The sequence below is a fragment of the Rhodococcus sp. NPDC058532 genome, assembly GCF_042719255.1.
GTDB lineage: Bacteria > Actinomycetota > Actinomycetes > Mycobacteriales > Mycobacteriaceae > Rhodococcus_G.
Window position 1 is genome coordinate 85,834 of sequence record NZ_JBHXNU010000007.1, and the last position, 22,093, is coordinate 107,926.

Annotated in this window: 17 protein-coding genes and 1 pseudogene; 7 read left to right on the forward strand and 11 right to left on the reverse strand. The window is 71.8% G+C overall.

Going from position 1 to position 22,093, the window contains the following annotated elements:
- Positions 1-57: 57 nt before the first annotated feature.
- A complete protein-coding gene (locus ACFWQG_RS10785) occupies positions 58-3,417 on the reverse strand; it encodes an arabinosyltransferase domain-containing protein (protein ID WP_378507612.1) in 3,360 nt (1,119 codons plus the stop codon).
- 416 nt (positions 3,418-3,833) lie between these two features.
- Between ACFWQG_RS10785 and ACFWQG_RS10790 the strand changes: the two genes are divergently transcribed.
- Positions 3,834-5,372 carry a serine hydrolase domain-containing protein gene (locus tag ACFWQG_RS10790; protein ID WP_378507613.1) on the forward strand — a complete coding sequence of 513 codons (1,539 nt, stop codon included), beginning with the start codon at positions 3,834-3,836 and terminating at the stop codon, positions 5,370-5,372.
- Between the two features lie 28 nt (positions 5,373-5,400).
- Here ACFWQG_RS10790 and ACFWQG_RS10795 read toward each other — a convergent pair whose 3' ends face one another.
- From ACFWQG_RS10795 to ACFWQG_RS10805, 3 genes are all read right to left on the reverse strand, one after another.
- Positions 5,401-7,161 (reverse strand): glycosyl transferase, encoded by a 1,761-nt coding sequence (locus ACFWQG_RS10795; protein ID WP_378507614.1) that lies wholly within the window; start codon positions 7,159-7,161, stop codon positions 5,401-5,403.
- Between the two features lie 89 nt (positions 7,162-7,250).
- Positions 7,251-8,897 carry a GMC oxidoreductase gene (locus ACFWQG_RS10800; RefSeq protein ID WP_378507615.1) on the reverse strand — a complete coding sequence of 549 codons (1,647 nt, stop codon included), beginning with the start codon at positions 8,895-8,897 and terminating at the stop codon, positions 7,251-7,253.
- A gap of 82 nt (positions 8,898-8,979) precedes the next feature.
- On the reverse strand, positions 8,980-9,252 hold the full coding sequence (locus ACFWQG_RS10805; RefSeq protein ID WP_378507739.1) for a helix-turn-helix domain-containing protein: 273 nt from the start codon (positions 9,250-9,252) through the stop codon (positions 8,980-8,982).
- Between ACFWQG_RS10805 and map the strand changes: the two are divergent.
- The 5 genes and pseudogenes from map to ACFWQG_RS10830 form a co-directional block, all read left to right on the forward strand.
- A pseudogene (gene map / locus ACFWQG_RS10810) lies at positions 9,175-9,837 on the forward strand (type I methionyl aminopeptidase); the annotation flags it as partial. The gene ACFWQG_RS10805 and the pseudogene map sit on opposite strands and share 78 nt — an antisense overlap.
- Positions 9,838-9,906: 69 nt before the next feature.
- The gene (locus ACFWQG_RS10815) at positions 9,907-10,905 is read left to right on the forward strand and encodes a sigma-70 family RNA polymerase sigma factor (RefSeq protein WP_378507616.1); all 999 of its coding nucleotides are present in this window, start codon (positions 9,907-9,909) and stop codon (positions 10,903-10,905) included.
- Positions 10,902-11,480 carry a TIGR03086 family metal-binding protein gene (locus ACFWQG_RS10820; protein ID WP_378507617.1) on the forward strand — a complete coding sequence of 193 codons (579 nt, stop codon included), beginning with the start codon at positions 10,902-10,904 and terminating at the stop codon, positions 11,478-11,480. The genes ACFWQG_RS10815 and ACFWQG_RS10820 overlap by 4 nt, the downstream gene beginning before the upstream one ends.
- A gap of 141 nt (positions 11,481-11,621) precedes the next feature.
- Entirely contained in the window at positions 11,622-12,047 is a 426-nt protein-coding gene (locus tag ACFWQG_RS10825; RefSeq protein WP_378507618.1) for a DoxX family protein, read from the forward strand.
- Between the two features lie 161 nt (positions 12,048-12,208).
- Complete coding sequence (locus ACFWQG_RS10830) at positions 12,209-12,409, forward strand: PspC domain-containing protein (RefSeq protein WP_378507619.1); 201 nt, start codon at positions 12,209-12,211, stop codon at positions 12,407-12,409.
- A 10-nt stretch (positions 12,410-12,419) separates the two neighbouring features.
- Here ACFWQG_RS10830 and ACFWQG_RS10835 read toward each other — a convergent pair whose 3' ends face one another.
- The 5 genes from ACFWQG_RS10835 to ACFWQG_RS10855 all read right to left on the reverse strand — a co-directional run bounded on the left by ACFWQG_RS10835 (position 12,420) and on the right by ACFWQG_RS10855 (position 19,075).
- Positions 12,420-13,787 (reverse strand): MFS transporter, encoded by a 1,368-nt coding sequence (locus tag ACFWQG_RS10835; protein WP_378507620.1) that lies wholly within the window; start codon positions 13,785-13,787, stop codon positions 12,420-12,422.
- A gap of 82 nt (positions 13,788-13,869) precedes the next feature.
- Complete coding sequence (locus ACFWQG_RS10840) at positions 13,870-14,730, reverse strand: hypothetical protein (protein ID WP_378507621.1); 861 nt, start codon at positions 14,728-14,730, stop codon at positions 13,870-13,872.
- A 129-nt stretch (positions 14,731-14,859) separates the two neighbouring features.
- Positions 14,860-16,776, reverse strand: a complete 1,917-nt coding sequence (locus ACFWQG_RS10845) for a galactan 5-O-arabinofuranosyltransferase (RefSeq protein WP_378507740.1) — start codon at positions 16,774-16,776, stop codon at positions 14,860-14,862.
- 86 nt (positions 16,777-16,862) lie between these two features.
- The gene (locus ACFWQG_RS10850; RefSeq protein ID WP_378507622.1) at positions 16,863-17,624 is read right to left on the reverse strand and encodes a decaprenylphospho-beta-D-erythro-pentofuranosid-2-ulose 2-reductase; all 762 of its coding nucleotides are present in this window, start codon (positions 17,622-17,624) and stop codon (positions 16,863-16,865) included.
- The gene (locus tag ACFWQG_RS10855; protein ID WP_378507623.1) at positions 17,624-19,075 is read right to left on the reverse strand and encodes an FAD-binding protein; all 1,452 of its coding nucleotides are present in this window, start codon (positions 19,073-19,075) and stop codon (positions 17,624-17,626) included. The genes ACFWQG_RS10850 and ACFWQG_RS10855 overlap by 1 nt, the downstream gene beginning before the upstream one ends.
- A gap of 69 nt (positions 19,076-19,144) precedes the next feature.
- On the opposite strand from ACFWQG_RS10855, the gene ACFWQG_RS10860 reads away from it, so the two are divergent.
- A complete protein-coding gene (locus tag ACFWQG_RS10860) occupies positions 19,145-19,612 on the forward strand; it encodes a GtrA family protein (protein ID WP_378507624.1) in 468 nt (155 codons plus the stop codon).
- A 6-nt stretch (positions 19,613-19,618) separates the two neighbouring features.
- Here ACFWQG_RS10860 and ACFWQG_RS10865 read toward each other — a convergent pair whose 3' ends face one another.
- Together ACFWQG_RS10865 and ACFWQG_RS10870 are read right to left on the reverse strand one after the other, a co-directional pair.
- The gene (locus ACFWQG_RS10865) at positions 19,619-20,737 is read right to left on the reverse strand and encodes a S1C family serine protease (RefSeq protein ID WP_378507625.1); all 1,119 of its coding nucleotides are present in this window, start codon (positions 20,735-20,737) and stop codon (positions 19,619-19,621) included.
- 279 nt (positions 20,738-21,016) lie between these two features.
- Positions 21,017-22,075, reverse strand: coding sequence for a 12-oxophytodienoate reductase (locus tag ACFWQG_RS10870; RefSeq protein ID WP_378507741.1), 1,059 nt, complete (start codon positions 22,073-22,075; stop codon positions 21,017-21,019).
- Between the last annotated feature and the right edge of the window lie 18 nt (positions 22,076-22,093).

A 22,093-nucleotide genomic window follows, 5' to 3' on the forward strand; every position in this document is an offset into this window, starting at 1 on the left:
GATGGTATGACAGCCACCTGAGTGGCCCTCACAGCATCGACGAACCGGCGCCCGGGGTCAGCGAGCCGCGATCGGGCCCGGCGACCAGAGGCCGGACCTGGTCACCGTCTCGGTGTCGACCGTGGCGGTGCCCGCCGTCGGGTCGAGCGGGGTGTACCGCTCGAGCGAGCCCCAGTCCCGCGCCCAGTCGTGGTTCAGGTAGCTGGGCATGGTCTCCGCGGTCAGCAGCAGGTTCACCCAGCCGAGCGGGCCGCCGCCGAACGCGTCCTGCCAGGCGTTGGTGGAGTCGGCCCCGACCCGGTCGGGCAGGATCCGGAACTCGGGGACCTCCGCGACGCCGTAGCGGTGGTCGAACGGCCGCTGGCAGGGGAAGGACAGCCCGACGGACCAGTCCAGCAGCACCGGCGCCTGCGACCCGACAACGTCCTGCAGCGTCCGTGTCTGCGGCAGCCTCGGCGGGGTGACCGCCAGCCACTGCTTCGGGGTGAGGTCGTGGTCGTCGGCGACGAGGCGGACCGCGTCGGCGTCGGAGGGGATTGCGTCCATCGGCACCCGCAGGTTCCGCCACGACGGGGACGGGCCGATGTCGATCGGCGCGACCGCGCCGAGCACGTCGACCGAGCCGTCCGCGTTTCGGGTGCCGTATTCGACGTGCAGGTCCTGCCCGTGGGTTTCGATGCCGTCGGGGTCGACGTACCGGATCCGGCCCGCGGCGGTGACCACCAGCAGCGGGGTCGCGTCGCTGCGGTCGGGCAGCGCGTACCAGCCGGTGGTCAGGTGCGCGGGCCCGTCGCTGCCGGAACTGCCGAGGACCGGGGTGGTCGCGGGGTCCAGGCCGAACGGCAACGCGACGGAACTGCCGTTGACGCCGGTGCTTCCGGTGCCGCCGCCGGTCCCGGCGGAGGTGGTTCCGGTGGTGGTGGTTGACCCGGTGTCGACGGTGTTGGCGCCGCCCGCCGCCTTGGCCTCCTCGTCGGCGGTCAGGTCGACGGGCACCCCGTTCGGGGTGAACCCGGTGTTCTCGGCCGCGGCGAACGGGTCGGGTCCGGCGGTCAGCGGGGCCAGCATGCCCGCGTTGGCGTCCGGTTCGATCAGCACGTCGTTTGCGAGCGCGCAGCTGTCGCCGGTGAGGGTGTCCAGGTTGGACCGCGCCACCGAGTAGGCCGGGTACTGGCCGACGGCGGCCTTCGCGAGGGACAGCACCTCGACGAGCACGATGAACGCCGCGGCCAGCGTCAGCGGCGACGCGATCAGCGTCCGCAGCCCGGGCCGCACCGGCTGTTCCGGCCCCCGATACGGTTCGCGCAGGTGCTGCCAGCCCGCGTACAGCAGAACCAGGATGCTCAGCGCGAGGAACGCAGTGGAGAACGGTTTGCCGCTGATCGACGGCGGCTTGTCCCACCAGGGGACGCCGTAGCTGGAGACATACCACCAGCCGTTGGATCCAGTGAACGCCAGCGCCAGCAGGAACAGCACGCCGGACGCGAACAGCGCGCGGTTGCGGCGGGAGCGGGCGGTGGCCGCGGCGATCCCGACGGCGGTGACCGCGGCGATCGACCCGGCGAGGCCCGCGTACACCCCGAAATGGTGCGTCCACTTCGTCGGCGTCGACATCATCAGCAGCAGCGAGACGAACACGATGCCGAGGATGCGGCGGGACGGGCCAGCCGCCGCGCCGGGGATCCGGCCGCGCCCGCGCAGCAGCAGCATCGCGCACACGATCAGGCACAGCACCATCGCGAACACCCCGAACCGGCGGGCGAGGGACCCGTCCGGTGAGATGTTCAGCAGCGCCTCATACCGCTGGTACTCGCCGAACCAGGACACGTTCGGCCCGATCTCGGTGCGGACCTTGATCGCCTCGAGCACGACCGCGAGGGTCTGGTCGGCGAAGATCGCGATCAGCACCACCGTGCCCGCCGCGAGGACCGGCGCGAGCAGCGGCAGCACCCCGGTGCCGCTGGCGCGGGTGACGACCAGCTTCACCAGCGGCCGCAGGCTGACGATCAGCGCGGCGACCGCGATCAGTCCGGTCGGCCCGGCGGCGAGCGAGAACGCGGCGAGCAGCACACCGACCGCGGCGGGCAGCAGCCTGCCGGTGGCGATCGCCCGCTCGATCGAGCACCAGGTGAGCAGGGCGCCGAGCGCGATCACCGGTTCGGGGCGCAGGCCGTTGTCGTAGGGCAACCAGAAGGACAGGAACACCAGCCCGGCGGTCCACACCGCGATCCGGTTGCGGCGCACCGCGCGGCCGAGGCGGGGGATCACCTCCCTGCTGATCACCAGCCAGCACAGGATCCCGGCGACCAGGGTGGGCAGCCGCATCCAGGTGCTGGCGGTGGACACCTTCGCCAGCGCGGCGAGGACGTCGTAGTACCAGCCGAACGGCGCCTCCGACACCCCGAACCAGCGGTAGTAGTTGGCCATGTAGCCGGAGTGTTCCGACGCCCGGGCCATCGTCAGCAGGTAGCCGTCGTCGGAGGTGTTCGCGCCGATGAAGTGCCACACCACCAGGGTCCCGCTCACGACGGCGTCGACGGCGCCGAACCGCAGCCAGTGCCGCGGCAGGAAGCGGCGGGCGTGGCGCCCGTCGGCGAGGTCCAGCCGGTGCAGCGCGGCCAGCGACAGCAGCGTCGCCGCCGCCCCGACGATCATCGCGATCACCTTGAACGCGGTGGGGCTCGACGAGAAGCGGGAGTCGAGGTCGGCGTGCACCTCGAGGCCGGCGAGGGCGGTGCCCTCACTCGTGCCCGGGGCGGTGCCCTCACTATTGCCCGGGGCGGGCCCGGTCAGGTCGGTGAACAGCCCCACCAGCTGGGGGCGCTGGTCGCCGGTGACCTCGGCGGTCACCGGCCCGGTCCCGTCGGCGGCGTTCAGCCCGGCGAACGTCGCGGTGGTTCCGTCGGCGTCGGAGTGCAGGACGAGGGCGCTGCACCCGGTCAGGTCGGCCAGCGGCGCCGCGACCATCCGTCCGCCGCGCAGGACGACGGAGACGGTGCGGTCCTCGTCCGTCCCGACGGCGACGGTGAGGCCGACCGTCTCGGCGTCGGGCGCGGAGGCAGGGACGGTGGACAGGACGGTGCCGCCGTCCGCGCCGAGGTCCGCGAACACCGGGCAGGGAATGTGGGCGTCGAGGGTGAGCGGCTCGTAGCTCACCAGCGGCGCCTCGACGCCGGTCAGCTCGCCGTTCTGCGGCCACGACAGGGTCGCGGCCTGCTGCGAGACGGGCAGCAGCGGCGTCGCGACCGCGAGGAGGAAGCCGAGCAGTCCGGCGACGGTCGCGATCAGCCGCACCGTGCGGGAGGCACGCTGATCCGGCGCCTGCGGGGACGTGGGGACGGCGGGGGCGTCGGACTCGGCTGGCACAGGGATCGATCGTATGGGATGGGCGGGCCGTCGCAGGCGAGCGTGGCCCATCAGTGGAAACGCCGCCGGTGATGCGGGGCGGCATCACCGGCGGCGGGTCGAGGGCCGGACGACGCCGCGAGGGAGCGGTGGCCCGGTCGGCCGGGGTCAGGAGTCGAAGGCGAAACCTCCTCCGCCCTCGGCGCCGCCGCCGGCCGCACTGCCGACACTCGGTCCGAGCAGCGACGCGATCAGCGAGAACATGGTCGAGAAGGACATGGGAGCTCCTGATGTCGCGGTCCGGCACCGGTCGGTGCCTGCTGCCATTCGACCGGGTGCTGGCGGCTCCCGCCGCGATTCGGCGGCAGGTTAGGGGACGGTGGGGGGCAGATCGGACATCCCCGACCCCCTATGTGCGCCCCGGGGCGGCGCTCCCGGGGGTGCCGCGTCTGATGTACTGGCCCCCCGACGAAGCGAGGTGAGAATCGATGGCGGGGCGCCACCGTGGTCTTCCGTACCTGGTCCGACTGGTCGTTGCCGGTCTCGTCTGTGTGACGGTTGCCCTCGCGGCGGGGGCGGGTGTGGTTGCGGCGCAGCCCTCGTCGGGGTCCACCGCCGACGAGGACGTGCTCGGGTACCTGCAGGCGCAACTGCGCGCGTCCCACGTCCCGTCCGCGGCGTACGCGATCGTGGCGGACGGTGGGGTGACCGGTTCGGGAGCGCTCGGTGCCGGCGTCACGGTCGACACGCCGTTCCTGCTCGGCTCGCTGAGTAAATCGTTCACCGCGCTCGCCGTGATGCAGCTGGTCGATCAGGGCAGGATCGCCCTCGATTCGCCGATCACCCAGTACATTTCGTGGTTCCGCACCGCAGGCGGAAGCGAGCCGATCACCGTCCGGCACCTGCTCGAGCAGACCAGCGGGTTGCCCACCGCTGCCGGAACGGTGGACCTGTACGAGCCGTCCGTCACCCTGGAGGACCGGGTCCGAGCCCTCGCCGACATCGAACTCGTCAGCACACCAGGCGCCGAATTCCACTACTGCAACAAGAATTACGCCACCCTCGGCCTGCTGGTGGAGACGGTGTCCGGGCAGGCCTTCGCCGACTACGTCCAGGCGCACATCTTCGATCCGCTCCGGATGACGCGCAGCTTCACCGACCTCGATGCGGCGCGCGAGGCCGGACTGGTCGAGGGCACCACCACCGTCTTCGGTGCGTCCGTCGAACGGGACACCCCGGCCTTTCCCGGCGCGCTCCCCGACGGCTATCTGATCTCCACCGCAGGCGATCTCGGCCACTACCTCGAGTTTCAGATGACGGGCAGCTTCGACGGCGTCCGCCTGCTGTCCGAGGCCGGCCTCGCGCTCATGCACGCCCCCGCGGTCCCGATCGCCGACGACGGCGCGCTGTCCGGCGTCGACGACTACGGATTCGGCTGGGGTGCCGGGTCGGTGGCCGGGCAGCCGGTCGTCCGGCACGACGGCGACCTGGCCAACTACCACTCCAATCTGGGATTCCTTCCCGACCGCGGCGTCGGACTGGTCGTTCTCACGGCAGCCAACCCGGTTCTGGTGGACAGCGGGACGGCGTTCGATGGTGCGATGGCGATGCTCGCGGGCGATGGCGCACCGTCGATCAGCAACGCCTTCACCGTCACCTACGTCGTCGTCGGCGCGGTCGCCGCGGTGGCCCTGCTGGCGATGGTGCTGGCGACACGGGGACAGGTCCGGCGCGCACGCACCCTGCCGCGGCGGTTGCGGGACAACGGTTTCGTCGCGGGCGCGCTGCTGCCGGGCCTGCGCGACCTCGCAGCCGCGGTCGCGGTGTATGTCGCGGTGTTCGTCGGGGTCGGGTATCTCGGTTTCGGCGGGCCGGTGTCGATTGCCGTCGCGTTCGGTGCGCTGCCCGACGTCACCGTGCTCGTGCTGGTGATCGTGGCGTTCCTGGCGCTCCGTGCCCTCGCATGGGTCGGCTACGGGATGCTGGTCCGGGCCAGGGCGGGGGTGCCGCGCCCGCTCCCGACCTGAACGGTTCGCGCCACCCGGCGACGGCGGCTCAGCGTGCCCGCAGGTCCCACACCCACACGTCGGAGGCCCGGTGCCCCTGGTCCCGGAGCAGGTCCTGCACCGTCAGCCGCAGCGCCCGCTCGTTGCTGCCGTGCGGCATGACGAGGACGTCGGCCCGCCAGTACGCCAGGTCGGCGGCGGCCTCGGCGCGCATCGCGTCGGTGACGTGCGGGACGACGCCGTCCTTCTGCACCCGCGCGAGCAGGCTCGCGGTCGGACGGTCGTCGGGGCCGTACTTGGCCTTCTTGTCCGGGCCGACCGGGCCGACGAAGTAGCCGCCAGCCAGCGGGAACCCGAAGCCGGCCTCGACCTGCCAGGTCAGGGCGCGGGCGTCCTCGGGGCGGGGCAGCGGGATGGTCACGACGGAGCCGCCGCCGACGTACTGCCGCCAGGTGCCGTCGGTGAAGAACTGGGGCGCGGGCGCGCGCTCAACGGCGTGCAGGGGCAGCGGGGTCAGCGGCAGCAGGGCGAGGACCAGCGCCGCCGTCCACGGCGCCAGGGTGGCCCGCTCGCGGCGGGCCCGGTCGATGGTCAACGCGAGCAGCAGCGCGATCGCGGGGATCGCCCCCATCGCGAAGCGGGTTTCGAGGACCGATTCGAGCAACGGCAGCCGCTCAAGCAGCGACCACGGCAGCCAGATACCGGTGCCGTCCCGGCCGATGGTCAGCTCGGCGCCGAGGGACAGCGTGCACAGCGCGACGACGGTGATCGCGGCGGCGCGGGCGATCGCGACCCGGCGCAGCCACACCGCGGCGGCGAGCGTGACGGCCAGCAGCGGCCAGCCGAAGTAGGCGTTCTCCTCGGTCGCGTTGATTGCGACGTCCTGACCGGGGGTGACGCGGCCGCCGACGGACTGGCGCGGGAACTGCAGCAGCGCCTTGAGGTCGTTACCCATCGGGCCGTGGTCGATGGAGCGGTAGCTCTGCGGGCCAAAGAACTGCCACCACAGCGGCCCCGCGGTCAGGATCAACGCGATCAGCGCGGCGAGCAGCAGCGGCTTCGTCGCGCGCCGTGCCGCGGGAAGGAACAGCCGGGGCCGGACCGCGTAGTAGGCGGCGGTGAACACCCCGAACGTGAGGGCGGTGATCAGCAGCGGCTCCTCACCGAGCGCGATCTGCATCGCGACCAGCAGGCCCAGCCAGACGGCGGTGCGGGTTCCGGCGCCGCGGGAGAGGCGGATCACGCAGCCGAGGATCACCGGGAGCAGCGCCAGCACCACGAAGTTGGGGTGCCCGTTGGCGTGCGAGATCACCGCGGGCGCGAAGCCGCAGAACAGGCCGCCGACGGTCGCCGCGACCCGGGACACGTCCGCGTAGCGGCGCAGGAACCAGTACCAGGCGTACGCGGTGGCGGCGAGCCCGAACGTCAACACCAGCGTCCAGGTGACGGTCGGGCCGAGCAGCAGCGTGATCGGCGCGAGCGGGACGCTGACCCCGAACATCGCGGTGTTCGCCATCAGGTTCACACCCTGCGGATAGTTCTGCAGCAGTGACCCGAGCGGATTGTCGAGGCGGGTGATCGAGCGGGCGGCGAGGGCGAAGAACCACTCCCACATTCGCTGATCCTGGCCGCTGCCGGTGAGGTACCCGGACGCGGGCTGCCGCCACTGATTGCCCATCACGACGACGGCGAGCGCGGTGAACCCGGCCGCGACCAGCAGATCGGGGCGGGCCGGTCGCGGGCCGCGGCGACGCGTCGCGGCCCGCGTGGTCGACGGTGCGACCACGGTCGATGTCGAGTCCGCTGTCATGCACCGTCCCTTCGATCGGTTGGCACCCGGAGCGGGCACCAACCGATCACGCTACCGACCGGCGTCGGGGACCGCCCGCGCCGACCGGGTCAGGCCCGGGCGGCGACGAACCGGTCCAGGCAGCGTTCGGCGATCGCGGTGATCGTCAGCGCCGGGTTCACCAACGCGGACGATCCGGGCAGCAGCGCGCCGTCAACGACGAACAGGTTGGCGTAGCCGTCGACCTTCCCGTCGTGGTCGCAGGCGCGGCCCATCACCATGCCGCCGAGGCCGTGCCAGGTGCAGCCGGACCCGAAGTCGACGAGCCGGCTGTAGACCGGGACGCCGGTGGCAGGCGAACCGAACCGCACCTCGGTCCGGTCGTGGAACCGGCCGGCGAACCGCTTCGCGCGGGCGTCGACGTCGCTGGACTCCTCGCTGTGCGGATAGTTCAGCTCGGCCCGCCCGGTCGCCGGGTTGTAGTCGACCGACCCGCGTTCGTCGCTGATCACCTGGATCAGGTTCGCGGACGTGATGCCGCCCGCGGCGTCGGGGAACGGTGACGCCTCCCACGAGATGGAGATCGGCCCGTCCGGATTGTCGTCGTCGTACATGACCGCGACACCCGGCCCGCCCTGCCTGGCGCCGTAGTCGCGGCGCAGCAGGGTGCGGGCCATCAGGAAGTCGCCGTTGTTGCCGTACCCCTTGCCGACCTGGTCGCCGAGCCGGGGCAGGGTGCCGCGCGCCTTCGCGGTGGCCAGCAGCGCCGAGGTGTAGAAGGAGCCCGCGGCCATGAACACGTAGTCGGCGACGAGCGTCTTGTGCGCGACGGCGGCACCGGTCTCGTCGATGACGCGGACCGCCACCTCGAACCGGTCCTGCCCGGACACCTCACGGATCTCGGTGACCTCGTGCATCGGTTCGACGGTCACATTGCCGGTGGCCTCGGCGGCGGGCAGATAGTTGTGGTCGACGCTGTTCTTGGCGCCCGAGTTGGAGCCGTACGGGCCCTCGCCGATCGAGTACGACGCGGGCCTGCGCCCGGCGAGTTCGTCGCGGACGAGGTCCCAGTCCACGCAGAAGTCGTGCAGCACCGGCTCGCCGCCGAAGTCGCGGATGTCGTCGAGCCAGGCCCGCGCTCCCCGGTAGGACGGGTGGGCGAGCAGGTCGGCGGGCAGCGGGGAGGTGCCGAGCATGGCCCTGGCCCGCGGGAAGTAGACGCGGTCGAGTTCGGTGTAGTCGATCTGGGTCGGGAAGACCTGCTCGAAGTCCCGGCGCCGCGGCTGCGGGGTGAACGCGCCGAAGGCGAGCGAGCCGCCGCCGACACCGGCGCCGTACAGGGCGTCGATGCCGTTGCCGCGGACCCGGTCCACGATGCCGGGGTAGCGCGGGATGGTCAGGATCTTGGTCGCCTGGTTGAGGTGCGGCCGGTCGGAGAACCAGGCGGAGCGGCCGTCCGGCTGGTTGATCGTGCTGAACGTGTTGCCGGCGGGGTCGATCGGCCAGCGGCGACCGCGTTCGAGGACGGTGGTGCGGACACCGGCCTGCCCGAGGCGCAACGCGGCGACGGCGCCGCCGAATCCGCTGCCGACGACGATCGCGGTCCGGCCGCGCAGCGCGGTGGGGGCGGGTCCGGCCTGCGCGGCGGCGGCCCCGGCGAGCCCGAGTCCGCCGAGGCCGAGCGCGCCGAGGCCGAGGGCGGCACCGCGCAGCACGGCGCGACGGCTGGCGGTGTGTGGTGTCGAGGGGGAGGTCACGGCGGGGAAGATACGGGGTCGACGCGGCGCTGTGGGGTGCGTCGCGGGAGACCGGGAGCCGGGTGAGGCCTGCGCGTCCTGGTCAGGACGCCACGTCGCGCTCGACCGGTGGGTCCGCGAGAACGTGCGCGACCCGGTCGAGGGACAGGCCGAGGACCCGGGCGAGCGCGGACACGGTGAAGAACGCGGGGGTGGCGATCCGGCCGGTCTCGATCTTGCGCAGCGTCTCGACGGAGATCCCGGCCGCGGTGGCGACGTCGACCATGCTGGCCGGGCGAGTCTGCGCGAACTGGACGCTGCTGCGGCCGCGGTCATCGCGGAGGCCGGGGCGCGTCCGGCCTTCCTCGGCTATCACCCAAACTGGGCGCCCACCCCCTTCCCCGGCGTGGTGTGTGTCAGCATCAATGATGCGGTCGTGCACGGGATTCCGACGGATGCGGTGCTCGCCGACGGGGACCTCGTCAGCCTCGACTGCGGGGCGTACCTCGACGGATGGTGCGGCGACTCGGCGATCAGCTTCGTGGTGGGCGACGCAGACCCCGACGATCTGAGCCTGATCACGGACACCGACGAGGCGCTGGCCCGTGGCATCAGCGCCGCGGTCGCGGGCAATCGGATGGGCGACATTGCCGCCGCCATCGGAACGTGCGCGCGGGCCCGTGGCCGCCGGGTGCTCGCGGACCACGGCGGACACGGCATCGGCCGCGCCATGCACGAGGACCCGGACGTGCCGAACGAGGGCCGTGCCGGCCGCGGAATGCGGCTGCGACCCGGGCTGGTGCTCGCGCTCGAACCGATGCTCATCGGCGGTGGCACCGGCGACTATCGGCACGACCCCGACGGGTGGACGCTGCGCACCCTTGACGGGTCGCGGGCCGCGCACAGCGAGCACACCGTCGCGATTACCGAATCGGGGCCGGTGGTTCTGACACTGCCCTGACACCGGCCGATGAGTTTCCGCCCGCCCACCGGTCTGTACTCCGATGGCCGATCGAGGAAGGGTGGGTGCATGAGCGACGCGACGACAGTCCGGGATGAGTTCACACCGCAGGCGGAGCAGTACCGGCGCGAGTTGCTCGCGCACTGCTACCGGATGTCGGGGTCGGTGCACGAGGCGGAGGACCTGGTGCAGGAGACGTACCTGAAGGCGTGGCGCGCCTACGACAAATTCGAGGGCCGGTCCTCGCTGCGCACCTGGCTGTACCGGATCGCGACCACGACCTGCCTCACCGCGCTCGAGTCCAAGGGGCGGCGCCCGCTGCCGACCGGGCTCGGCGCGCCGAGCTCCGACCCCGCCGACGACCTCGTCACCCGCGAGGAGGTGCCGTGGCTCGAGCCGATCCCCGACGAGATGCTCGGTGTCGCCGCCGCGGACCCGGCGACCGTCGCGACCTCGCGGGAAAGCCTGCGGCTGGCGTTGATCGCGTCGCTGCAGTTCCTGCCGCCGAAGCAGCGGGCGGTGCTGATCCTGCGGGAAGTGCTGGCCTGGCCCGCCGCCGACGTCGCGGAGCTACTCGACACCAGCACCGCCGCGGTCAACAGCGCGCTGCAGCGGGCCAGGGCCCAGCTCGCGCAGGCCGCCCCGGCGGAGGACGCCGTCGTCGAACCGGTCGACCCCGAGCAGCGGGCGTTGCTGGACCGGTACATGGCCGCGTTCGAGAACTACGACATGGCGGCGCTGACCGACCTGTTCACGAAGGACGCGGTGTGGGAGATGCCGCCGTTCGACGGCTGGTACCAGGGGCCGGCCGCGATCCGGTCCCTGATCGAGAACAACTGTCCCGCCACGGGTTCCGGTGACATGCGGCTGGTGCCGACGGTGTCGAACGGGCAGCCAGCCTTCGGTCTCTACATGCGCGCGGAGGACGGGGTGCACCGGGCGTTCCAACTGCAGGTGGTTTCCCTGGGGCCGTCCGGGATCGGGCATGTGACGGTGTTCTTCGACCTGTCGCTGTTCGCGAAGTTCGGGCTGCCGGACGTCCTGCCAGCCCCGGATCCGGCGACATGACGGCCGAGTGGACCACCGGGCCGCTCGCCGACCCGGTGCCGCTGCTCGAACGCGCGATCGCCTACACGGACGGCGCGCTGCGGAGCGTGACGGACCGGGACCTGGACCGGCCGACCCCGTGCTCGGGGTGGGATCTGCGGATGCTGCTCGCGCACATGAACGAGTCGCTGACCGTGCTTGAGGAGGTCGTGCTGGATCGGGCGGTGGTCCTGGTGCCCGCGTCGATCCCCGATGCGGGCACCGACCCCGTTGCCGCGCTGCATGATCGGGCCTGCCGAATGATGAGCGCGTGGCGTGGGTCCGGTGACCGGGGCGCGATCCGGGTGGGCGGCGTCCCCCTGCCGTCCGACATCGCGGCCGCGGCGGGCGCCCTCGAGGTCGCGGTGCACGGCTGGGACGTGGCCGCCGCGTGCGGCGTGCCGCGGGAGATCCCCGGCGGACTGGCCGATGAACTGCTGTGGTGCGCCCGCCTGTTGGTGTCGGACGCCGACCGGCCGGGACGCTTCGCGGCGCCCCGCCGGGTGTCGGCGTCGGCGGGCCCGGGTGAACGACTGCTGGCCTTCCTCGGCCGCTGACCGCCCTTGCCGGTCCGGGCCACCGGCAGGAGTGCCACTGCCGCTTCGGAACCCGCGGGCGATGAGTTTGGGTGCGGTGCGGTGTCTATCTGACAACGGCTTCACGCACCCCGCGCGGAGCACCGGATCCGAGGAGTCCCCATGACCGCCACTCCGATCGCCGTCCAGTCCGCCCCGACCGGCGCGGTGTCCCCGCGCTCCCGACTGGCTGGGCTCGTGGTCACCGCCCTCGTGGCCGCGTTCCTGCTATTTGATGCCGTCATCCACCTCGCGAACATCGAGCCGGTGCGGGAGTCGATCGCCGAGTACGGATTCCCCGACTACGCGCCGTACGTGATGGGCATCGTGATGCTGGTGTGCCTGGCGCTGTACCTGCTGCCCGTCACGTCGCTCCTCGGGGCGGTGCTGCTCACCGGCTACCTCGGCGGCGCGGTCACCAGCAACATCCTCACCGAGCAGCCGCTGCTGTCCACGATCCTGTCGCCGGTGTACGTCGGCATCCTGGTCTGGGGCGGGCTGTTCCTGCGGGACGCCGAGGTCCGGCGGATCATGCCGCTGCGCCGCTGACGCCGCGCCGCGCGGGCCACCGTCCCGAATGGGCCATTTGGTCAGTTCAACTGACCAAATGGCCCATTCGGTACGTGGGGCGGGGCTCCGGGCGAAGATCAGGGTCGAAATCGGGGTGACACCTGATGCGCCGAGCCCGGTCCGGGCGACAGGATGTCGACATGACCTTCGACAGCAACACCACCAAGCCCTTCGCCCGCTCGACCTCGCAGCGCATGCTCGGCGGCGTGTGCGGCGGCGTCGCCGAGTACTTCGGGGTCGACGCCAACCTCGTCCGGGCCGGCGCCGTCCTCGCTGCCTTCGCTACCGGTGGCACCGCCGTCCTCGTCTACCTCGCGCTGTGGATGCTGTTGCCCGCGTGAGGTAAACGGATCAGCCGACCGGGACCGCCCGCGGCCAGCGCGGGTGCGCCGCGTCGATGACGACCGCGTGGGTGTGCCGGTAGAGGTCGTCCCCGACGAGGTCGGCCGCCGCCCGCTCGGCGGGGGTGAGCGACCCCGCGTCGTGCAGGTGCGTGATCACCTCCGGGTCGTGCCGCGGCCACATCCACAGTGCCGCAGCGAGTCCGGCGGCACCGATCACCGACAGCGTCACCCAGGTAGCGGTCAGCCCGGAGGCCGCGAGCCATCCCGCGATCGGGTAGGTGACCAGCCACGCGAGGTGCGAGAGCGAGAACTGTGCGGCGAACAGGGCGGGTCGGTCCGCCGGGCCGGACGACCGCCGCAGCACCTGGCCGGTGGGGGTGAGCACCGCGGCGGTGCCTGCCCCGACGACCGCCCACACGCCGACCGCGGCGGCCCAGCGCCAGTCGCCACCGTCCGCGAGCGAGAGCAGGATCGCCGCCCCGAGGCCGGCGAGCAGCGTACCGCCGCCTGCCAACATCACCGGCCGGGCCCCGACCCGGTCCAGCACCCGTGGTGCGGTGAGCGCGACGACCAGCGTCCCGAATCCGTTGGCGGCCAGCAGAACCGCCACACCAGACTGGGTTCCCCCGAGGGTATCGCGGACGTAGTTGACGGTGTTGACCATGATCACCGACCCGGCCGCCGCGACCGCGAGGTTCAGGCCGAGGAGTCCCCGCAGGCGTGGGGTGGCCGCGAAGATGCGCAGGCCGACCGTGATCCGTTCCCGGAACGTGCCCTCCGTGGGTGCCGTGCTGTCGGGGATGCGGGTGGCGATCACCAGGGCGGCCGAGACAACGAATCCGAGTGCGGTGCCGACGAACAGCCAGTGGAAACTCACCAGGGTCAGGGCAACCGCGGCCAGCATCGGGCTCAGCAGCGTCTCCATCGTTGCGGCCAGCTGCGCGGCCGACAGCGCGCGGGTGTACTCGCGTTCGTCGGGGAGGATGTCCGGGATAATCGCCTGATAGGTCGGGGTGTACGCGGCGGAGGCGGTCTGCAGGACGGCGATCAGCAGGTAGATCTGCCAGACCTGATCGACAAACGGCAGCGCCATCACGATCGCCCCGCGAATCACGTTGAGCGAGATCAGGAACGGTCGTCGGGGGAGCCGGCCCGCGTAGGCGGCGACGACCGGGGCGACGGTGACATAGACGACCATCTTGATGGTCAGTGCGGTGCCGAGCACCGCTGCCGCGTCGGCGCCGGCGAGCTCGTAGGCGAGCAGCCCGAGCGCAACCGTGGTCAGGCCGGTGCCGAACAGGGCCGACACCTGGGCGGTGAATAGCCGGAGGTAGTCGCGGTTCGCGAACAGCGACGTGAGGGTGGACTCGGACACGGTGGTGGGTTCCTTCGTCGATGGGGTGGGTCGCGGGTGCGCGGACAGCAGCAGTCGCACATCGGGTCGCCTCCGGTGGGTGTCAGTGGTGCTGGTGTGCGGCCGCGGTGAGGGTGAACGCGGCGGTGCGGACGGTGTCGCCGTGCTTGAAGTCGAGGAACAGGCGGTACGTTCCGACACCCGGTGCCGCGGTGTGGAAGGTGACGGCCGGTCCGGGTGCGGTGACCCCGTCGCCGGGCGCCCCGTTCGGGTGGACGTGCACGTAGGCGAGGTCGCCCGCGCGCAGCACCACCAGGTGTCCGTAGGCGCCGAGGTACGGCTGCAGGTCGGTGACGGGCACGCCGTTCCGGTGGACGGTGAGGGTCAGCAGGCCGCCCGCCCCGGTGGTCAGGTCCCCGTCGAGGGTGACCTCGTAGTCGTCGACGACGACAGTGCGGTTCGGGGCGGGCGTCGGCCGGGGGTCGTAGGCGCCCGCAACGGCGAGATCGGCGCCGAGCGTGATGGTGCGTCCGAGCGCGGTCGGCGCGATGTCGGTGAACACCCGATAGGCGCCCGCCTCCGGCAGGTGCAGGCGCACCGACCAGTTGCCGTCGTCGGCCAGCACGGGGTGCACGTGCCAGAAGCCGGTCAGCTCGCGCCGCGCGACGATCAGGTGCAGGTCGCGGTCGTGGATCGAGGTGTAGTCGGTGACCGGGCGGCCGTCGGGGCCGAGGATGCGGAACCGGAGGTCGAGGTCGCCGGGCCGGACGACGGTCTCGGCCAGGTCCAGGGTGTAGCCGTCCTGTGTGATCTGCAGTCCGCCCGGCAGGCCCGCGGGATGGTCACCGCCGCCGTGCGCATGACCGGCGTGGGCGTGGTCGCCGTGACCGGCGTGGGCAGCGTGAGCGTGGCCGCCGTGGGCGTGGGTGCCGTGGGCGTGCTGGTCGTGGGTGTGGGTGCTCATCGTCGTTCCTCTCGTCGCGGGGTGGTCCCAGGAACGAACATACATACCCCCAGGGGGTATCGCAAGGGGTGTGGAGAATCGGCGTGTGGGTGGGTCGGGTTTTCGCCGGGTGGGTGACCCGGCCGGGGGTCAGTGCCGGGTCACAACGGTGAACGGGCCGACCTCGGTCGCGGTGAACCGCGGATCGTCGAACAGCGCCTTCGGGAACTCGACCGTGTACCGCTTGACGTTCGGATCGTTCGGGTAGACGTCCGCGGCCAGTCGCAGGGTGTAGGCATCGTCGGCGGACCGGAACACGAACACGTCCGGCGCCCGCCACGGGGCCTCGTCCATCGCGGCGATCAGGGCGTCGGGGGAGTCCGACTCCGCCCAGCGGGCGATCGCTGCGGCGCGCTCGTCGAACTGCGCGAGCGGGTTCGCGTAGTGCGACGTCAACCCCTGGAACCCGAAGTACGGATAGAACGACAGGAAGCCGGTGTCGGCGGTGAGGACGACGGTGCCCGACCGCGGTCCGGGCCGCTGCGCGAGGATCTCGTCGTCGACCTGTGCGTAGTAGGCGGCGGCCCCGGCGGGACGCTGGTCCGCCCGCACCCCGTCACCGTCGGTGTCGGTGTAGGCGGTGGTGATTTCGGGGGCAAGGTGATGCGGGATCGACTGGCTGAACGCGACCGCGCCGAGGGCACCGACCGCGACCGCCGTCGCCTTGATCCGCGGATTGTCGCTGCTCGCCAGCAGGATCCACCGGGTGACGTCGACGAAGCCGAACACGCCCGCCGCGCCGAGCAGCACCAGCAGCACCGGCTCCAGCCGGAACGAGAGCAGCGTGCTGCCCGCCGCGGTGAACGCCATCGACAGCAGCGACCACAGGTACACGGCAATGACGCCGATACCGAGGGATTGTGCGCGCCGTGACGACCACGCGCGGCCGACCAGCCACACGGTCCCGAGCAGGCAGAGCAGCCCGACGAGGGAGGCGTCGAACATCGGCAGCGGCAGCGTCGAGCCGGACTCGGGCAGGTAGTGGGTCGCGGTGCCGGACCCGGCGAGGGTGTGGGTGCGCAGCGCGAGCAGGAACGGTGCCCACACGATCAGCGCGATCAGACCGGCGATCACCGCGATCGCGACAAGCCGCAGCAGCGGGTCGCGGGCCGCACGAATCCCGTTCGCGCGCACCGCGACCCCGGCCGCGATCAGGGCCATCAGCGTCACCGCGAACGCGGCGTACCCGAGATACAGGGTGTAGAAGGTCGCGGCGAGGCCGAGGAACAGGCCGGTCCCGACCACCGCGCCCCAGCCGCCGCCGCGGGTCGGGCCGACGCGGTGCAGCCCGCCCCAGGCCAGCACCAGCACCGGCGGAAGCAGGACCACCAGGACCGCGCTGTACGCCTCGGGGGAGGCGAACGCGACGGTGATCGCGGTCGTTGCGGCGGTCGCGACGACGGCGAGGTCACCGCGAATCAGCTTGGACCACAACACGAGCGCGACCGCAGCGGCCACCGCTAGGGAGCCGATCGCGTACGGCTTGAACATCTCCCAGCCGTCCATGCCGAGCAGGTTCGCGAGGCGTCCGCCGATCCAGAACCAGCCTGCCGGATAGAACGACGGCAGGTCGACATACGTCATGTCGTCGAGGCGGGCGGTGTCGGTCAGCCGGGTGAGGAACTCGGTGCGGAACTCCTGGTCGACGGAGACACCGTGCAGGTACAGCTTGGTCGCCGCGAGCGGCATGCCGAGCGTGACGGTGACGAACCCGGAAACCCCCACCCAGGACGCCACTTTCGCGACCAGCGGGGCGCGTCCCGCCCGCAGCAGCCACACCGATACCGCCAGCAGCGCCAGCGTGGCCACCTGCCCGACCGTGGTCAGTGCGCGAGTGACGTTGGAGGAGTTGAACGCCGGCCAGTCGACCACCGAGAACGCGACCAATCCGGCGGCGGCGACCACCGCGGCGACGAGGACCGCCGCCGCCATCTCGCCGAGCGCCCCGATCGCCCGGCGGGCGGGTCGAACGGGGTGGGGCGGGGCGGTGCCGGCGGTCGTCGTCATCACGATTTCGGAGTCTAGGCGCTGCGCACCCGTGAGTACTTTCGGTCCGTCAGGGGGCCAAAAGGACTCACGGGCGGCGCAGCCGCCTACACCGGGAGCTTGCGGAAGACGGCGCGGGGGACGTGCCGCAGGATCATCATGACGAACCGGAACGGGCCCGGCGCCCAGACGATCTCCTTGCCGCTGTCGGATGCGGACACCGCCATCCGGGCGACATCCTCCTTGTTGACCGTCAGCGGGGCCTCCTTGACGTGGGCGCTGAACTGGGTGCGCACCATGCCCGGCCGAACCACGGTGACCTTCGGGCCGAACGGGGCGAGCGCCTCGCCGAGGCCTAGGTAGAAGCCGTCGAGGCCGGCCTTCGTTGAGCCGTAGACGAAGTTGGCGCGCTTGACGCGCTCACCTGCCACCGACGACATCGCGATGATCCGGCCGTAGCCCTGCGCCTTCATCTTCTCGCCGACCAGCACGCCGACGGACACCGACGCGGTGTAGTTGACGTTCGCGACGAGGACGGCCTTGGCCTGGTTCTGCCAGAGTTCCTCGGAGTCGCCGTCGAGCGCGAACGCGACGATCGCGACATCCACGTCACCCTTCTGCCAGGCGGTGTCGATCACCGCGGGGTGCGCCTTGGTGTCCAGCGCATCGAAGTCGATCACATCGACCTCGGTGGCGCCCGCGGCCTTCATCTGCGCGACGGCGTCCTCGCGGAGCGGGTCCCCGGGCAGCGCGGCGAGCACGACGCGCATCGGCGCCTTGCGCAGGTACTCCTCGCAGATGGCGAGGCCGATCTCGGAGGTGCCGCCGAGCAGCAGCAGGGTCTGGGGGTTACCCACGGCGTTGATCATCAGCTCAGTTCCAGTCGTCGGGACATGTCGGAGGCGAAAACGCCTGTGGGGTCGTACTTGCGGCGGGTGGCGATCCACTCGCCGATCCGCGGGTACATCGAGTGGAAGGTCTCCGCGGTGGTGCGGGAGTCCTTCGCGGTATACAGCCTGCCGCCGAATTCGAGGACCCGCTTGTCGAGTTCGGTGACGAACTCGTTCAGGCCGGCCTTGATCGGGAAGTCGACGCACACGTTCCAGCCGCGCATCGGGAAGCTCAGCGGCGCCTGGTTGCCCTCACCGAACAGCTTGAACACGTTGAGGAACGACACGTGACCGGACCGCTGGATGTCGACGATGATCTTCTTGAACTCGTCGACGGCCTCCGGCGGCACCACGAACTGGTACTGCAGGAAACCGTGCGAGCCGTAGGCGCGGTTCCACTCCCCGAACAGGTCCAGCGGGTGGTAAAAGGCGGTCAGGGACTGGATCTGGCCGGTCGCGTTCTTGGTCTTCCGGTAGTACAGCTCGCCGACGATCGAGAAGTCGACCTTGTTGGCGAGGCCGTTCGGGAACACGTCCGGGAACGTGATCAGCGGCTTCGCGTTGAACCGCAGCGGATCCTTCTGCAGCTTCGCGGGCAGCTGATCCAGCGTCGCCAGCGAACCGCGGGACACCGCCGCCCGGCCCAGCTTCGGCGGCGCGGAGATCGCGTCGAACCACGCCGACGAGTAGTCGTAGTTGTCCTCGGAGCCGTCGCTGTGCAGCGCGATGGTCTCGTCCAGGCTCTCCGTGCGGACGCTGTCCGCGACGAAGTACGCCGTCTCGGTCGGCGTCATCTTGATCGTCGCCCGCAGGATGATGCCGGTCAGGCCGCAGCCGCCAACCGTCGCCCAGAACAGCGCGCCCTTCGGATCCTGCCGCCCGCCCTTCGGGGTCAGGGTGCGGACCTTGCCGTCGGCGGTCAGCAGGTCCAGCGACACGACGTGGTTGCCGAAGCTGCCCGCGCTGTGGTGGTTCTTGCCGTGGATGTCGTGGGCGATCGCGCCACCGATGGTGACCTGCCGGGTGCCGGGCAGGACCGGAACCCACAGCCCGAACGGCAGCGCCGCCTTCATCAGCTGGTCCAGGTTCACGCCCCCGTCCACGTCGACGAGTCCGGTGGCCGCGTCGATCCGGTGGATCTTGTTCAGCGCGTTCATGTCGATGACCAGGCCGCCCGCGTTCTGGGCCGGGTCGCCGTAGGAACGGCCGAGGCCGCGGGCGATGACGCCGCGGCGCAGGTGCGATGGCTTGCCCTCGTTCCTCTCCGCCACCTGGGCGACCGCGGACGCGATCACCTCGACGTCGGGAGTGGAGAGCACCTCCGCGGTGGTCGGCGCGGTGCGCCCCCACCCGGTGAGGGTTCGGGTCTGGGTTGTCAGAGGCTGCGGCGCCGCGGGAACGGCCGGGGCCTCGTCTGCTGTCGTGGACATCGGAACAGAGGCTACTCGCGCGGGCACTGTCCGTGTCGGGACCCGAGCCGCGTCGCCTACCCTCGACGCGTGCCCGGAACTCCGCAAACCAACGAACCGCACCTGCCGACCGCGGTCGACCTTCCGCTTCGCGACGAGACGGGGACGCCGGGCGTCGACCTGAAGACGCAGATCGTGCGGTTCGTGATCACCGGTGCGCTGTCCGCGGTCGTCGACTTCTCGATCACGATGCTGCTGCAGCTCGGGCTCGGGGTGCCGCGCGCGGCCGCCAAGTCCATCGGGTTCGTCCTCGGCACGACGACGGCGTACCTGATCAACCGGCGGTGGACGTTCAATGCCCCACCGAGCCGGGCCCGGTTCCTCGCCGTGGTCGCGCTGTATGCGGTCACGTTCGCCGTCCAGGTCGGCATCTACACCGCCCTCGGGCAGGTGTGGTCGGACACCCTCGTCTACAACGCGCTCGCGTTCGTCATCGCGCAGGGCACCGCGACCGTCATCAACTTCGTCGTCCAGCGCGCGGTGATCTTCAAGCTCTGAGCGAGGTCAGGGCGTCCCGGTCGCGAGCACGATCGTCGCGGTCCTCGGCTGCCCGCCGCCGTCCGTCCAGCCGAGTTCCACCCGGTCGCCGGGGTGTCGGCCGTTCATTTCGACCGTGAGGTCGGTCTGGGAGCGGATCGGGCGGCCGTCCCAGCTGATCACGACGTCGCCGCGCACCACCCCGGCCCGGTCGGCGGGGCTGTCGGCCCCGACCGCGACGACCTTCGCGCCGCCCTGCGTCTGCCCGACGTCGGTGACCGCGACCCCGAGCAGCGGCGTCGGCCCGATGTGCACGGTCGCGGAGCCGCGGCCGGTGCGGATCTGCTCGGCGATCGCGACGGCGTCGTCGATCGGCAGGGCGTAGGACTCGACCGGGATCGGTGTGCCCGTCGTCCGTTCGGTCGGGTCGGGGCGCATGCCGGTGTTGCCCGCGGTGCTGACGCCGACCACCCGGCCGAACGCGTCGACGAGCGGGCCGCCGGAGTCGCCGGGCCGGATGTCGGCGTTCACCTCGATCATCCCGGTGAGCCGGTTGCGGGTGCCGTCGGCCGCGTTGCGGGCGACGACGGACTCGCCGAGCGCGGTGACGATCCCCGGCGCGGACTGCGGGACGCCGTGACCGTCGGCGTTGCCGATCGCGGTGACGGGATCGCGCAGCCGCACGCCAGCGGACCTGCCGAGCTCGGCGACCGGCAGGGGGTCGGCACCGAGGAGTCGCAGCACCGCGACGTCGCGGAACCGGTCGTAGCCGAGGATCTCGGTGTCGTGGTCGGTGCCGGTGGCCATCGCGGTGGCGGTCACCTCGGTCGCGCCGTCGACGACGTGGTGGTTGGTGAGGATCAGGCCGTCGCCGATCACGATGCCGGTGCCCGCGGTGGTGAGCGGTCCCGCGGTCGCCTCGAGGGTGACGATCGTCGGGATCACCCGGGCGGCGAGGGCGGCGGGGTCCAGCGGGACGGGCGGCGGCGGGGGCGGGGTCGCGACGGTGGCGGGCACCTCGGACGGGGCGACGGGTCGCGGCAGCTCGTGCCCGACCAGCAGCAGCGCGCCCAGCGCGAGCAGCACCAGGGCCGCGGACAGCACCCGGCGGCCCGGCGGCCGATCCCTGTCCGGTGTGCCGTTCATCGATTCCGTTTCCCGCGTCTGCGCACTGTGCATCGACGGTACTGCGTCCCGCAGTTGGACGCGGGGTGGTCTGCCGGGCGAACGACACCGTCCCGGGATACGAGTGAAGCCGCCGGTGCGGTACGCACCGACGGCTCCGACGCGACAACGCCCGCCATATCGCCTCTCGGCAAGTGGTCGCTCGCAGCGACGAAATAATTTGGTACCCGGGGTATGCCCGGACGCTGTCGCACGGTCCAACCTACTCGCTGCCCGGGTTATTCCACGAGTCCGTGCGAATCAGTACAGCCGGGCCTCGTGCACCGCCCGATCGAAGACGGGCAGCGGGCCGCCCGCCCGCACGGTCCGGGCCAGCGCCGGATCGGCGAGATGAAGCCTGCCGACCGCGACGAGGTCGAACTCGTTGCCGTCCAGCCTCCTGAGCAGTCCGTCGAGGCCGACTGGCTCCGGAGTTCCGGCCTCGCGGAGGGCGGTACTGAGCCCGACGCTGCCCACCGCCATGCTCACCGCGCCGGTGAGCTTCTTGGCCCACCCGGCCAATGTGAGCTCGCTGCCGTCGAAGGCGGGCTGGTCGAACCGCCGTGCGCTCGCGTCGAACACGTCCACCCCGGCGTCGCGGAGCGGGACCAGGATCCGCTCCAGTTCCCGCGGGCCGTCCGCGATGCGGGCGCCGAAGTCCTGCTGCTTGTGCTGCGAGAAGCGGTAGAAGATCGGTGGCCGCGGTCCGATCTCCCGCCGGATCGCGCGGACCACCTCGACCGGGAACGCGACCCGGCGCGCCGCGTCGCCACCCCACCGGTCGGTCCGCTGATTGGTCGGTTCCCACAGGAACGCGTCCAGCAGGTAGCCGTGCCCGGCGTGGAGGGCGATGCCGTCGAATCCGACGTCGAGCGCGGTGCGCGCGGCCCGCACGTAGGCCTCGATCACCTCGCCGATGTCGTTCTCGGTCATCGGGGCGGTCGGGACGAGGGCGCGGTCGAGGTAGCTGTCGGGGTACACGGTGCGTCCGACCCGGCCCCACAGCCCGGACGGGCGCATCGGCTTCAGATTCGGGTCGACATCGCCCATCGCGCCCCACAGCGGGCCGACATGCCACAGCTGCGGCACGATGCGTCCGCCCGCGGCGTGCACCTCGGTGACGACGCGCCGCCAGCCCGCGACGGCGGCCTCGCCGGTCAGCCGTGGAACGTCGGGGCTGTCGACCGCGGTGGGGTGGTCGATCGCCACCCCCTCCGTGATCAGCAGGCCGGTGCCGCCCTCGGCCCGCCGCCGGTAGTACGCGGCGACGTCGTCGCCGGGGACACCGCCCGGCGACCGTTCCCGGGTCATCGGCGACATCACCAGCCGGTTGGGCAG

What these genes read in the sequence shown, in the direction of transcription:
- ACFWQG_RS10850 (WP_378507622.1), bottom strand. Translation starts at nt 17,624, where the DNA reads ATGATCAACGCCGTGGGTAACCCCCAGACCCTGCTGCTGCTCGGCGGC.
- ACFWQG_RS10845 (WP_378507740.1), bottom strand. Translation starts at nt 16,776, where the DNA reads ATGACGACGACCGCCGGCACCGCCCCGCCCCACCCCGTTCGACCCGCC.
- ACFWQG_RS10830 (WP_378507619.1), top strand. Translation starts at nt 12,209, where the DNA reads ATGACCTTCGACAGCAACACCACCAAGCCCTTCGCCCGCTCGACCTCG.
- ACFWQG_RS10865 (WP_378507625.1), bottom strand. Translation starts at nt 20,737, where the DNA reads ATGAACGGCACACCGGACAGGGATCGGCCGCCGGGCCGCCGGGTGCTG.
- ACFWQG_RS10785 (WP_378507612.1), bottom strand. Translation starts at nt 3,417, where the DNA reads ATGGGCCACGCTCGCCTGCGACGGCCCGCCCATCCCATACGATCGATC.
- ACFWQG_RS10825 (WP_378507618.1), top strand. Translation starts at nt 11,622, where the DNA reads ATGACCGCCACTCCGATCGCCGTCCAGTCCGCCCCGACCGGCGCGGTG.
- ACFWQG_RS10815 (WP_378507616.1), top strand. Translation starts at nt 9,907, where the DNA reads ATGAGCGACGCGACGACAGTCCGGGATGAGTTCACACCGCAGGCGGAG.
- ACFWQG_RS10840 (WP_378507621.1), bottom strand. Translation starts at nt 14,730, where the DNA reads ATGAGCACCCACACCCACGACCAGCACGCCCACGGCACCCACGCCCAC.
- ACFWQG_RS10870 (WP_378507741.1), bottom strand. Translation starts at nt 22,075, where the DNA reads ATGTCGCCGATGACCCGGGAACGGTCGCCGGGCGGTGTCCCCGGCGAC.
- ACFWQG_RS10855 (WP_378507623.1), bottom strand. Translation starts at nt 19,075, where the DNA reads ATGTCCACGACAGCAGACGAGGCCCCGGCCGTTCCCGCGGCGCCGCAG.
- ACFWQG_RS10820 (WP_378507617.1), top strand. Translation starts at nt 10,902, where the DNA reads ATGACGGCCGAGTGGACCACCGGGCCGCTCGCCGACCCGGTGCCGCTG.
- ACFWQG_RS10795 (WP_378507614.1), bottom strand. Translation starts at nt 7,161, where the DNA reads ATGACAGCGGACTCGACATCGACCGTGGTCGCACCGTCGACCACGCGG.
- ACFWQG_RS10790 (WP_378507613.1), top strand. Translation starts at nt 3,834, where the DNA reads ATGGCGGGGCGCCACCGTGGTCTTCCGTACCTGGTCCGACTGGTCGTT.